Genomic DNA, 13771 nt, shown 5'->3' with positions numbered 1-13771 from the left:
CTATAAGTGTCTTGCCCTGCTCGCAGGGCTTTTTTTATTGCTTAATAAACGATATCGATGATAACTACTCGAGAACTATGGTCTTCAATGGTAAATTGCAGCCATCATCAAATTCGGCGGCAGCTTGAACTCCAGCTTCTGTTATTTCTTGTGCGCTGGCTCCAGTTTCATAGAGTGCATGCATTGCCCCAAGAGCAAGTCGCCTCCCTGAGCCTAATGCCCAAAATTTTTCATATTGATGCACTTCACGATAACTTCCTATTTGGAAAATACCTTGAGTATTAATTATTAACCCGTCGACTTGATTTGATTCCACTGGTTGTTCACTATCTTCACGTGTTTCTATAAAGTATTCTTCTGTTAACTTTCCTTGCAAAGTTAACAATGTTTCAAAAACTTCCCAACGATTAGAAAGCTTAAAAAGTTCAGGTTCTTTTTCAATTAAATGTTCAATAATTTGGCTTGTAGCAGACCAGCCAGTCAAGCCAATAACACTATCATTCACCTTAAAAAGTTTTTTTCGATCGTGAAGGTAACTTTCATTTACTTTAAGAGAGCCAAAATTGAGTTGTGTGTCTGATGTGATACTAATTTTTCCATCTTTAATAGCCGCTGCAATAACCGTCACTTTACATCCCTATAATATTCACTTTAAAATTCAATAAGCTAACAATTTAGCAGAGTAGTATCAAATTTCAATACTATAAAAATAAATCTGAAGGAAAAGAAATACAACTAACTACAAGTTAACATCCAAATGCTCAATTATGGTGGTCATGGTTTGCTGAATTTTACCAACATCAGCCGGGATAATAAGTATGGTATTATCACTAGCCATACAGCCTAATATGCCTGCTTGCTCGCCCATGTTTTCAATCATTTTAGATATCAAGGTTGCCGCACCAATAACAGTTTTAATGATAATTTGCATATGATTATGCTTTACATCGAGAACAACAGAATCAATTGCCTGTTGCCCTCTCGGAATATACTGCTTCTCAGGTAAACGATAAACCGCATCATTATTATGATTACGAATTTTTATTGCACCTACCTTGTTTAGTAAGCGCGAAACACGTGTTTGGGTAACATTTTCAAAACCCCGCAACGACAGTGCTCTTGCTAGTTGTAATTGCGATCCAAATCGCTGATCTTGCAATAATGATTTAAAAGTATCTATCAATTCAGGTTCGGCAGCACTCATTTACTTAATCACTTCCTATCAACGTCTTAGCTATTATTAGAATGTCAGCATAACAGGCTTGGTAACGGCTTTATTTACACCTAAATATGCCGCTTGGTAACTCAGCGTATTATAAAAATTAGGCTTTGCTTGTTTGGCAAAAGCACTTTGCCATTCCACTAAAGCAAAATCATCAATGTTAACTTTAGTCACTTTGCCACTAAGTGATTCTAATTCAGCTAATACACGAAAGCTTTTAAAGCCTATACGTGGTGAATTAAAATCAAGCTCAACGTTTTGCCATGCACTTTTTGGGGATAATTCAATGCTATCAATTAAATGTTTAGGGCTATTTTTAAAGGCATCAAATAACTTTTGACGTGTCTTTCGTCCTTGCCAGTAAAAGCTAACCTTAACGGGTGCCTCTACATTAAATTTCGCTTTAATGGTCATGGCGCTACTTGGTTTATAAACGCGTCTAAAGCTCTGCATACCAAAAGTACTTGTTTCACTGTTTGTCAGTTTCACCGCTAAACTATGTTGGCCACTAGCGCCAAAGTTATTTAATGATGTTGCTGCTCTATCAAATAACCAGCCACGCTCTGGACTATCAAAAAGCGCAAAGCTCTCGAAATCACTACCATTAATAAGATTAGTACCTAAGCGATATGAAACATTAGGATTTGGCATATTTATCTGTTGAATAGTTTTATGCCAAGGTAATTGATAAAGTGGCGTTACTTTTTCATCATTTGCTATGTCGATAGCAAGCGTAACTTTCTTGGTATCAAGCGATGAGTTAGTTGCCGAATCTGCTTGAATAACACCGTGACCACCCGACATGGTAATTTTAGTATTACGTTGCTTAGACAGCTCGGTTAAACGTTTCATAACAGTATAACGATTGGTTCCCGTTGCTGGCGTTGGCTTGTAACCCTTGACATATAAAGGCACAATTTCAGCGCGATGAAATTTACCTTCGTCAAGCCATACGTAGAGAATTAAACTATGCTGTGTTGCACTAAAGTTTTGGTCAAAAATGAAGTTCCCCATTGAGTAGGCAATAAGTTTATTGTTATATAACTCTATGCCTTGGGTAACATGAGGATGATGCGCTATTGCCAACGCTGCACCAGCATCTAATGCTGACTTTAAACGTTGCTCTGTAACACCCGTAGGATTGTTAGCATATTCTTGACTGCCATGATATTGCACTATGGTCACTTTATCTTCTGCAACTTGCTTAGCAACAGAGTTGAGTATATTTTCCATTGAACCATAAGCAGCACCACCATGTTGATGATTAGCTGTTTGTGTTGGATTGGCACTCCCTTCCCAGCCAACATAACCTAACATTGAAAAGTTAGTGCCTTTTATTGTTTCAGTATGAGCTTTTAGTGCTGCTTCTTCGTTAACGCCAGCACCTGAATAAGCTAAAGGGCTATCATCCAAAAACGCTAATGTAGAATGTAAGCCTGAATCCAAATAATCGTAAGTGTGGTTATTACCTAAAGACACATAGTCAATACCAGCCCAAGTTAGCGCCGCGAGCGTTTCGGGTTGCGAGTAAAATGTAACTGATTTTGGTGCACGTTCGGCCGGTTTTTCTGCTGCTATTTGGGTCTCTAAGTTTACCGCTGCATAATCAGCTAAGCTCATATATGGCTTAATATGCTCAACTATGGCTTTACTGCCAGTTAGCTTATCTTCAGGTTCAATCAGTACCTCATCGCCAAAGTAAGGCTTGTAGTAACGACGTCCCATCATAACATCACCAGCAAACGCTAGCATGACTCGCTTTTCAGCTTTTTTAACCAGAGTTATATCTGCGATAGTTGCTGCATTTTGTGAAAGTTCATAATGACTAAAGGTTTGAATGCTAGGAAAGTAACCTTCTTTGTTGATCTTTAATTGATAGATATCTGCCGATGGCAATTCAATGCTGAATTGACCACTCTTATCTGTACTTTGAGTAACACCATTGATAACAACTTTAGTGTCCGTTAACGCCGCTGCTTGTTCGTCAATCACCTTGCCTTGCAGCGTATATTGCGCAAAGGCAAAAGCATGGTGACTAATAAAAACTAAAAAAGCACAAAAAATTGTCCGCAACATAAGGTATCCAAATCCAAAGTATTTGTTCCAGTATATCGCTTTCCTATAACTATTTTCATTCCTAAATAGATGGCAAGTATAACTTCAAGGCATGGCTTTAAATCACTTGATGGCAGGCAAAAAAAATGCCCCTCAATTGAGGAGCACATTATAAATATAAAACAAAACATAAAACTGTAAAAACAAAACCGAGGGGAGAATCTCTTATTAACTCAGAGCCTTGAATTTACGATAAGTTCAAATTAGTTGTGAAAAAAAACAAAAAAGATTTCGCCAGAAAATAGCCGCATTTTACTGGCAAAAAAAACGCCCCTCAATTGAGGAGCGTATAACATAAATAAAATGCAATTTAATAAAACAAAAACCGAGGGAGAATCTCTTGCTAAGTAAGACGATCTTCGTAGTTGTTAGTTCAATTTTATTTAAAATAATTTTTAAATAAAATTCAAAAAAGCTTCTAACACGCCAATTTTAAAGGCTTATAAGTAAATTAAAATCTGTTAAATTTCGTCAAAACCTTGCTGCTGAGCAATTAAATTTAATACTTTGGTCAGTTTTTTACCTAAATAGCCTGACAATAGTTTTGGTGTTTGCTGTAAAAGCGATAATTCCGACGCTGTTATTGCCACATAACAATCCAATAATTTATTTTCTGAAGATAGTATATAAACATCATCAGCTAACACGTCTTTTTTAATCGCATTTTCGACGCTCTCACTACTGCAATCAAATTCATCACTACAGGCAAGGTTAAAGTTGATCAGCAATATATTTTCTTCATCACCGTACCAGTTCGCGGTCATGGTATGAAAGTTTAACTGCGCTTCTAATTTATTGCTCACTGCCGCGATATTACCAATTTTCGCAACTAAGCTATCACTAACGTGAATAGAAATAGGTAATTGCTCGGTCATAATATCCATCGATGCTAAAGCCTTACGAGTAGTATTGATAGGTTAAATTTTCTTTCAAAGAAGAAAATGGTTTATACTGAACATGGTAAAGCCTTGTTAACCTTACTTCAATCTTGATTTCTGCAGGTAAAGCTTGCAATTTGGGGTTGAATCTTTAAGCTAACGAGCGTTAACGTTTAACTTAGTTCTACTGAATCGGAATTTTAAATTTATTGTGAAGTTATTTTTCAGCAAGCAGTTTATTCTAATTGTCATGGTAATGTTTAGCCTTATTGGCCAATCATCTGCCAGCATGATGATGTCTTGCGATATGATAAATATGTCTGATATGCCAATGTCACACAGTATGGATTCAGCAGAACACTCCATGGACATGTCAATGGATGCCAGTACTACAACCAGTATGACCGCTGATTGTTGCCAAGAAAATTGTGATTGCGCTACCGCAAGTTGTAATCCTAATTCTTATACTAATAGTTTAACTACACTTGCTATTACACCGCTATATTCCGACAGTAGCAACCAAGAAGTTGCCTTACCACAAACGCAATTTCTAAATTACTTATTCAAACCTCCCATTTCATAACACCCTAGGATCAGTGCGCCTAAATTTAGGCCAGCGTCCACAAAATATTTAACGTTTAATTTCAATTATCTGCCCTCTTTACTCATTTTAATGGCGATAAAAACGAAACTAAACACAGCTTTAAATAGAATTTTTTAAGTAGAACAACCATGCTAGCATTACCTATATTTTTACCGCTACGCCAATCATTTAGTCATAGTGCTAAATATAAATCATCCAAAGCGATAAAGACTTTTGCACTATTATTTTTGATGACAGTATCAATCATTTCTAGCCAAAGCCTTGCCGCCAATACGTCAGCCAATAACAACCTGAACACGCTAAGTTTGGCAAAAGCCATTAAGCAAGCACAAGCGAATGACCCTTGGCTTACCGGTAATCGTCATCAACAACTAGCCTTGGAATCATTGAGTATCGCCGCGAACACCATGGCCGATCCGAAAGTGTCTATCGGCATGGCAAACATAGCTGCCGATTCCTTGCACTTTAACCAAGAGCCAATGACTCAATTCAAACTCGGTGTCAGTCAAATGTTCCCACGTGGTGATACCTTAGCCCTGCGCAAAAAGCAGTTAAGCACCGAAAGTAAGCAATACCCTTACTTGCGCCAAGATAGAGAGTCAAAAGTCGCGGTAACCGTTGGTACACTCTGGCTTAACGCTTATAAAATGCAGCAAAGCATTGCCTTGATTAAAGAAAATAAAGGCTTATTTACCCAGTTAATTGATGTTGCAGAAGCGCGCTATTCTTCCACGATTGGTCAAGCACAGCAGCAAGATATTATTCGCGCAGAATTAGAGCTAAGTCGTATCGACGATAAACTAGTACAATTCGAGCAACAGAAAAATGCCTACATTGGCCAGTTAAACCAATGGTTGATGGCAACAGAGCAAAACGATAACGATCACTTCGCTAATAATTTTGCTGTCGAATTGACGAGCCCATTACCTCAAATCGACTTACAAAATAAAGCGTTAATTATGGCAAAGCGTCACTATTCCAATGCCGAACTCGTCAGCTATTTCAGCAACCACCCTGCGGTTGTCGCCATAGACAATAAAATAAAATCGGTTGCCTTAGGCAAAGCGCTAGCAAAACAAAAATATCAACCTGAATGGGGCATCAACGCCAGTTATGGCTATCGTGGTGACGACGCCACCAATAGTAGCCGCGCTGACTTATTTTCAATCGGTATCACCTTTGATGTGCCGCTATTTACCGAAAATAAACAAGACCAACAACACAAAGCGGCGGTATCAAAAACTGAAGCGGTTAAAACTGAAAAGCAATTATTGCTACGACAATTGCTCGGCGCTTTTTCTTCTGCAAAAGGTCGCTTATTACAACTTAATCAACGTCAGGCATTATTTGAGAAAAAACTCCTGCCGCAATTTCATCAACAGGCAGAAATTGCCTTAAACGCTTACACCAACGACAGTGGCGATTTTGGTGAAATTGTTCGCGCTCGCATTGACGAATTAGACGCCACCATTGATCACCTAAGCATTACCGTTGAACAGCAAAAATTACATTTAGAACTTAACTATGTTTTTAGCCAAGCTAATCAAATAGCAACCTTCACGCCCGCAACATTAGCCAAGCAATTACAGGAATAGCATAATGACAACAGATAAAAAAACACTTCTCAAAAGCATGGTTCGCGGAGCTATTATCGCCATTCCAAGCATTTTATTTGGTGGCTGGTTAAGTTTTAATTTTTTTGCCAATTACCCAGCAGAAACACACTCAACTGAAATGAACTCGACATCGAATGATGAAGCCAAGCCTATGTATTGGGTTGCACCGATGGACGCAAACTTTCGCCGTGATAAACCTGGCCTTTCTCCTATGGGTATGGAGCTAGTGCCCGTCTATAAAAATAATAACGCAAATGATGAAGTTGGCACAGTTACCATCAACCCAAGTATCGTCAATAACATTGGCGTTCGTACTGAAAAAGTCAAAAACTCAAGTTTACAAACGCAAATAAAAACTGTCGGTTACGTTAACTATAACCAAGACAAATTAGTACATATTCATCCACGCGTAAAAGGCTGGATAGAAACACTCAATGTTAACGCCGTTGGTGATACAGTTAAAAAAGGTCAGGCAATTTATTCGTTATATTCTCCTGAATTGGTCAATGCCCAAGAAGAGTTTGTACTGGCACTTTCACGTAAGAATACCCGCTTAATTAATGCCGCAAGAAACCGTTTATTAGCACTGAATATTCCTGATCGCGCAATTGCTGAACTACAACAAAGCCGTAAGGTACAACAGCAAGTGACTTTCTATGCACCGCAATCAGGCGTGGTCGAAAACTTATCGGTACGTGAAGGCTTTTATGTACAACCTGGCACTATGTTGTTTTCTATTGGCGACCTTACTGAAGTTTGGGTTGAAGCCGAAGTATTAGAGCGCCAAGCCGGTTTTGTGTTTGTTGATGACAATGTTGAAATGACACTAGACTTTCTGCCTGGTAAAACATGGCAAGGCAAAGTAGATTATATTTACCCAACATTAGACAGCCAAACCCGTACCATGAAAGTACGCTTACGATTTAATAATCACGATCTAGCGTTAAAACCAAACATGTTCGCACAGGTGATTATTGACGGAAAACCTAGCGCAGAAACCATAGTGATCCCGAAAGAAGCGTTAATTCGCACCGGCACGCAAGACCGTGTGGTATTAGCAATGGGAGAAGGTCAGTTTAAATCAATCGCCGTAGATGTTGGGCGCAGTGATGGCAAGCAAATAGAAATCCTTTCAGGCTTATCGGCAGACGATACTATCGTCACCTCTGCACAGTTTTTATTAGACTCAGAATCGAGTAAAACCTCCGACTTCAAGCGCATGTCAGCTATGGATATGGATATGGATATGGATATGGATATGGATATGGAAAATACTGCCCAGCCAGTTGCCCATGCACAAGTTGTTGGCACCATAAACAGTATTGATGTTGACGCCAGAATCGCCAACATCAGTCGAGGACCCATAGAAAAATGGCAACGCCCTGCTGCGACATTAGATTTTTACATCGCGAATAATATTGCCCTTACCGAGCTTAACCAAGGTATGGAAATTAACTTCACTTTTGCCGTAGAAAATGGCGAATTTACCGTTATTACCTTGCACGATACAGCTACCTCTAGTGCTGATAACGACCATAATCATTAAGCCCAGACCAAGGAAATTATTATGATAGAACGTATTATTCATTGGTCGGTGTTCAATCGATTTTTTGTCTTACTTGTCACCTTAATCATTGTTGGTGCAGGTATTTTTGCCTTTAAAAATACCCCGATTGACGCGATACCTGACTTGTCAGACGTGCAAGTGATCATCAAAACCAGTTACCCCGGGCAAGCACCACAAGTAGTGGAAGACCAAGTGACTTACCCATTAACCACGGCAATGTTATCGGTACCCGGCGCTCGCACTGTCCGTGGCTACTCTTTTTTCGGTGATTCTTATGTTTACGTAATATTTGATGACGACACCGATTTATATTGGGCACGTAGTCGAGTTTTAGAGTATTTATCACAAGTTGCCGCCAACTTACCTAGCAGTGCCAAACCACAGTTAGGGCCTGATGCAACGGGTGTCGGCTGGGTCTATCTTTATGCCTTGGTCGATAAAACCGGCCAACATGACATCAGCCAACTGCGCTCCATTCAAGACTGGTTTTTAAAGTATGAATTACAAACTGTTGCTGGTGTTTCTGAAGTCGCTGCCATTGGCGGTATGGTTAAGCAGTACCAAATATCGGTAAATCCAGATAAATTGCGCGCGTATGGCATTCCACTGAGCTTAATTCAAACCGCCATTAAACAAGGCAACCAAGAAGTAGGCGCCTCCGTAGTGGAAATGGCTGAAGCTGAATATATGGTTACCGCCTCAGGCTATATTGAAAATGTGGAAGACCTAGAAGCTATTCCACTTGGTATGAACGCCAAAGGCGTACCGCTGCAACTAAAAGACGTTGCTGATATTAATTTGGGCCCGCAAATGCGTCGTGGTATTGCCGAGCTTAATGGCGAAGGTGAAACCGTAGGCGGCGTAGTGGTGATGCGCTTTGGTGCCAATGCCCAACAAACCATTGCTGGCGTAAAAGAAAAGTTAAAAAGCTTACAACAAGGTTTACCAGACGGTGTAGAAGTGGTCACAGTTTATGATCGCTCAGGCCTTATTGAACGCGCTGTTGATAACTTATGGTCAAAGCTGATTGAAGAATTAGCGGTAGTGGCCATTGTTTGCGTAGTGTTCCTGTTTCATGTGCGTTCTTCGATAGTTGCGGTAATTAGCTTGCCATTGGGCATTCTGGTTTCTTTTATCATTATGTATTTTCAAGGCATTAACGCCAATATCATGTCGCTGGGTGGTATTGCTATTGCCATTGGTGCGATGACCGATGGTGCCATTGTGATGATAGAAAATATGCACAAGCATATGGAAAAAACACCACTAACTGAGCAGAACCGCTGGCAAATTGTCGCTAAATCGGCCTCTGAAGTTGGCCCGGCATTATTTTTTAGTTTGCTGATCATCACGGTAAGTTTTATGCCGGTGTTTATTTTAGAAGCACAAGAGGGCCGAATGTTCAGCCCACTTGCCTACACTAAAACTTATGCCATGGCAGCCTCAGCAGGTTTAGCCATTACCTTAGTGCCAGTATTAATGGGTTACTTTATTCGCGGCAAGGTTATTTCTGAGCGCAAAAATCCAGTCAACCGAGCGTTAATAGCCGCTTATATGCCGTTATTGAAAACCGTTTTACGCTTTCCTAAAAGTACCTTATTCGCAGCACTAATTGTGACCTTAATTGGTTTTTCACCACTCGATAAAATTGGCAGTGAATTTATTCCACCCCTTGATGAAGGCGACTTAATGTATATGCCAACCACTTACCCTGGCATTTCGATTGGTAAAGCGCGAGAAATTTTACAGCAAACCGATAAACTGATACGCACCATTCCAGAAGTAAAAACCGTGTTTGGTAAAGTGGGACGTGCTGAAACCGCAACCGACCCCGCACCGCTAACCATGATTGAAACCTTCATACAATTTAAACCGAAATCTCAATGGCGAGCAGGCACCACCACAGATACTATTCGCAAAGAATTGGATGCCATTGTTCGCTTTCCCGGTTTAACTAATGCTTGGGTCATGCCGATTAAAACCCGCATCGATATGCTAGCAACAGGTATTAAAACCCCTGTCGGCATAAAAATAGCGGGCAGCGATTTAAAAGTCATTCAAGGTATCGGACTAGATATTGAAAATATCCTTAAAGATCAACCGGGCACGGCATCGATTTATTCCGAACGTGTCGCTGGTGGTCGTTATATCAAAGTTGATATTAACCGTAATAAAGCTGCGCGTTACGGTTTAAATATTGCTGATGTTCAACAAGTGGTTGCTACCGCAATTGGTGGCATGAACGTCACCCAAACCGTTGAAGGTTTAGAACGTTATCCGGTTAATTTACGTTACCCGCAAGACTACCGTGACTCACCTGAGCAATTACAATTGCTGCCTATTGTTACGCCTGCAGGACAACGTATTTCACTCGCTGACGTTGCCGACGTTTATGTTGAAGATGGCCCGCCAAGTATTAAAAGTGAAAACGCCCGCATTAATGGCTGGAGTTTAATCGATATCGAAAATATTGATGTTGGTACGTATGTCGAACAAGCAAAAGCAAAACTCGCCGAAGAACTAGTACTACCTGCAGGTTATTCCATTTCATGGGCAGGTCAGTATGAATACATGGAGCGTGCCAAAGCTAAACTCAGCTACGTGCTGCCGTTAACGCTCGCCATTATCATTATTTTGTTGTACTTGAACTTTCGCAATTTTGTTGAAGTTGCCATTATTATTGCCACTTTGCCGTTAGCGATGATCGGCGGTATTTGGTTAATGTATCTCGAAGGCTTTAATTTTTCTGTCGCGGTTGGCGTTGGCTTTATCGCACTTGCGGGTGTTGCAGTGGAAATTGGCGTTATTATGTTGGTGTATTTAAACCAAGCCTTTAAGGAAAGTATTGAGCAACATCAAACGAACAAACGTCCTTTTACTATCAAGGAATTAACTCATGCTATTCTTCAAGGCGCAGGCATGCGTGTTCGGCCGGTTATGATGACGGTAGCCACTGTTATTATTGGATTGTTGCCGATACTATATGGCACAGGAACCGGCTCAGAAGTAATGAGTCGAATTGCTGCGCCTATGGTTGGCGGCATGGTTAGCGCAATTTTATTAACTTTGCTTGTGCTGCCTGCGGTATATTTTCTATGGAGAAAGTCACAATTAAAACTTTAAGAAAGCCACAAACACTTTTTAAAATCAGCCACAAATTACATAAGTGGCTGATGTTATTTATTGGTGTGCAATTCGTTATTTGGTCGGTTACTGGTGCTTATATGGTTTTTTTCGATATCGACTATATTCATGGTGACAGCCTGATCATTAATCATCAAACTAAAATAAAGCCAGAGAATTTAACCTACTCAACACAAAAACTTTTTCAGCAATATCCAAAAGCGGAAAACTTAAGTGTTGGCATGCTAGTTAATCGCGCGGTTTATCGTTTTAACATTGATAAACAGGCCTTTATGGTTGATGCCTCCGATGGGAAGTTATTGTCACCAATGGATGAACAGTCGGCTATTGTCGTGGCTGAGCACTTTTATGCTGATGATGGTGAAATCATTAACGCCGAGTTAATCACTGAAAATCCTCCTTTTGAATTAAGTTCACGGCACTTGCCAGCATGGCGAGTGAATTTCGATAACTTTGCTGCACCTGCGTTATACATATCAGCCAGCACCGGAAAAGTGGTCACTAAGCGCCATGAATTCTGGCGGCTGTTTGACTGGATGTTCCGCTTTCACGTGATGGATTATGACGACGGCGGCAATGTCAGTAATTGGTTTTTATTTATCATCGCATTATTAGCACAATTCGCGGCATTAAGTGGTTTGGTATTAACCTACTTTAAAGTGATAAAACCTGCATTTAACAATAATAAAAAGCGCAGTAGAAAAGCAACGTTAACTGCACAAGATAAGCCGTTAAACAGTGGTGGTGAATCATGATGTTCTGGACCAAGAAAATACATAAATGGGCATCTTTACTGATAGGTTTGCAGCTACTTATTTGGGTATTTAGTGGCTTAGTGTTCAATGTGATTGATCATAAAAAAGCCCGCGGCAATGCTTATCGTCAAGCACCCACCGCCTCTGAACATATAGTCGCTGAAAAAGATTTGCTGCCTGTTGAATCAATCTTAAAAGCCTATCCCGATACGGTAGAACTGACACAAACAAAACTGTTAGCAACACCGTATTACTTGCTGACACAAGAACAAGGTTTGTATCGTCACTTTGCTAATCGTTATTTGTTGGTCAATGCACTAACAGGTGCATTAACCCAAGTTGATGAGCAATTGGCAACACGTATAGCAAAAGCCAGTTACAACGGTCCCGGTGATTTAACCTCAGCGACCTTGTTAACATCTAATATTGCAGATTACCCAAAACAGAAAAACCCAACTTGGCAAATAAATTTCAATGATGATTTAGAAACCAGCGTTTATGTAGAGCAAGGCTCAGGGCGCATAGTTGGGCATAGTAATAGCGATAAACGCTTTGCTGATTTTTTCTTTATGCTGCATTTTATGGATTACGGCGATGAAGGCAGTTTTAACAACATTCAAATTATACTGTTTGCTTTTGTTACTTTGTGGCTTACGCTTTCAGGGTTTATTTGGACTGTGCATATGGTGCGAGGTGGTCGATACAAATTTACTAAATAATTTAATGCCCTGATAGATAGAGTTACTCAGCATAATTCGAGCTATCAGGGTATTTCATTAAAGGTCATTCGATAAAGTGTTGTGTAAACTGCGTATTCTCTAAAAGTGTTACTGTATGCCTTTGAGACTCTGGATTTGCAATAACAATACTATCGTACTCTTCAGGGTCGTCACCTATCGCACTACATGAAAAGGCAACAGTATATTCACCAGCCATTAAATGAGCAAAATTATAAAAATAACGATTTTGCTCACTATCAAAACTAACATTGGTTGATGCAATGGGTTTTACCGCATCAACAGGTAGCGTGTTTTTTGCAATATTAACATCATACTCATCGACCATGGTTTCATTATTAGCGAAGTTATGTTGATAAAGGTAAACCACTTTGCCGTGATCAGTATCAGCCTGAAAAACGCCTTCACAGCCCTCGCCTGCTGTTAGCAAGTTTACATCAATATTACCAAACAGCATGCTATCAGTCATCGCATCAATAATTCTAACGCCATGAGGTTTGAGATTGTATGACGCACCATTCGCGGTACTGACTAAAGAAGAGCGTAAGTTAAATTCTATGGTGTAGCTTTGTTCTGCAACATTAGTAACACTAAATTCACCTAATTTTAGCTTATTGCTAGGAGTTTTCAGTGGTTTTCTGCCATCTTGATCAATCACCCAACAAAACTCAGTGCTGCCATTCTGATTCTGCGGACAGCCAGAAGTATTCAAAATCAAGTTACTATAATCACCAATAGCTACGGTAGTGTTTTCAATAATTAGTTTCTCATCACCATGTTGATATTGCATTAAATCAATGGTCATAGTGCTAGCATTACCGTCGCTATCTGTAATGGGAATAATAACACCCGAATCATCATCTTGATCATCATTCGTCGACTTTAAGGTAATTGAAGCAAAAGTCACGTTGACAGAAGTTACAGTGTCAAGTGGTGCGTCAGCAACAGAAAATGATACTTTTGCCTCTGTTGGAGGCATTGGTGCTGGCGTCAGAACAGGTTCATCGGCATTATTACTAGAACTACCTCCGCATGCTGTTAATGCAGTTATAATAGATACGTTCATTACCATAGATAAAACTTTATTCATAAATAACACTCTTTAGTTAATGCTCTGTTCCTATTATAGCAAT

General features: G+C 39.9%; 11 protein-coding genes. 6 read left to right on the top strand and 5 right to left on the bottom strand.

The window, feature by feature from the left end:
• Window positions 1–64: 64 nt before the first annotated feature.
• The 4 genes from AC27HL_RS16220 to AC27HL_RS16205 form a co-directional block, all read right to left on the bottom strand.
• Entirely contained in the window at window positions 65–628 is a 564-nt protein-coding gene (locus AC27HL_RS16220) for an Ntn hydrolase family protein (protein WP_487082093.1), read from the bottom strand.
• Between the two features lie 111 nt (window positions 629–739).
• Window positions 740–1204, bottom strand: a complete 465-nt coding sequence (locus tag AC27HL_RS16215) for an arginine repressor (RefSeq protein WP_487082092.1) — start codon at window positions 1202–1204, stop codon at window positions 740–742.
• 36 nt (window positions 1205–1240) lie between these two features.
• Window positions 1241–3298: a CapA family protein gene (locus AC27HL_RS16210; RefSeq protein ID WP_487082091.1), complete on the bottom strand. Its 2058-nt coding sequence runs from the start codon at window positions 3296–3298 to the stop codon at window positions 1241–1243.
• A gap of 500 nt (window positions 3299–3798) precedes the next feature.
• Complete coding sequence (locus AC27HL_RS16205; protein ID WP_487082090.1) at window positions 3799–4221, bottom strand: hypothetical protein; 423 nt, start codon at window positions 4219–4221, stop codon at window positions 3799–3801.
• 205 nt (window positions 4222–4426) lie between these two features.
• Here AC27HL_RS16205 and AC27HL_RS16200 point away from each other — a divergent pair, with 205 nt between their 5' ends.
• The 6 genes from AC27HL_RS16200 to AC27HL_RS16175 all read left to right on the top strand — a co-directional run bounded on the left by AC27HL_RS16200 (window position 4427) and on the right by AC27HL_RS16175 (window position 12620).
• Window positions 4427–4798: a hypothetical protein gene (locus AC27HL_RS16200; protein WP_487082089.1), complete on the top strand. Its 372-nt coding sequence runs from the start codon at window positions 4427–4429 to the stop codon at window positions 4796–4798.
• A 149-nt stretch (window positions 4799–4947) separates the two neighbouring features.
• The gene (locus tag AC27HL_RS16195) at window positions 4948–6414 is read left to right on the top strand and encodes a TolC family protein (RefSeq protein ID WP_487082088.1); all 1467 of its coding nucleotides are present in this window, start codon (window positions 4948–4950) and stop codon (window positions 6412–6414) included.
• 4 nt (window positions 6415–6418) lie between these two features.
• Window positions 6419–7981: an efflux RND transporter periplasmic adaptor subunit gene (locus tag AC27HL_RS16190; protein WP_487082087.1), complete on the top strand. Its 1563-nt coding sequence runs from the start codon at window positions 6419–6421 to the stop codon at window positions 7979–7981.
• 21 nt (window positions 7982–8002) lie between these two features.
• A complete protein-coding gene (locus AC27HL_RS16185; RefSeq protein WP_487082086.1) occupies window positions 8003–11125 on the top strand; it encodes an efflux RND transporter permease subunit in 3123 nt (1040 codons plus the stop codon).
• Entirely contained in the window at window positions 11098–11901 is an 804-nt protein-coding gene (locus AC27HL_RS16180) for a PepSY domain-containing protein (protein WP_487082085.1), read from the top strand. Before AC27HL_RS16185 ends, AC27HL_RS16180 begins: the two co-directional genes overlap by 28 nt.
• A complete protein-coding gene (locus AC27HL_RS16175; protein ID WP_487082084.1) occupies window positions 11898–12620 on the top strand; it encodes a hypothetical protein in 723 nt (240 codons plus the stop codon). Before AC27HL_RS16180 ends, AC27HL_RS16175 begins: the two co-directional genes overlap by 4 nt.
• Window positions 12621–12684: 64 nt before the next feature.
• Here AC27HL_RS16175 and AC27HL_RS16170 read toward each other — a convergent pair whose 3' ends face one another.
• The gene (locus tag AC27HL_RS16170) at window positions 12685–13728 is read right to left on the bottom strand and encodes a DUF4382 domain-containing protein (protein ID WP_487082083.1); all 1044 of its coding nucleotides are present in this window, start codon (window positions 13726–13728) and stop codon (window positions 12685–12687) included.
• Window positions 13729–13771 lie beyond the last annotated feature (43 nt).

The organism is Colwellia aquaemaris (assembly GCF_057548755.1).
Note: the sequence above shows the minus strand (reverse complement) of the source record. Positions and strands in the feature narration are given on the sequence as shown.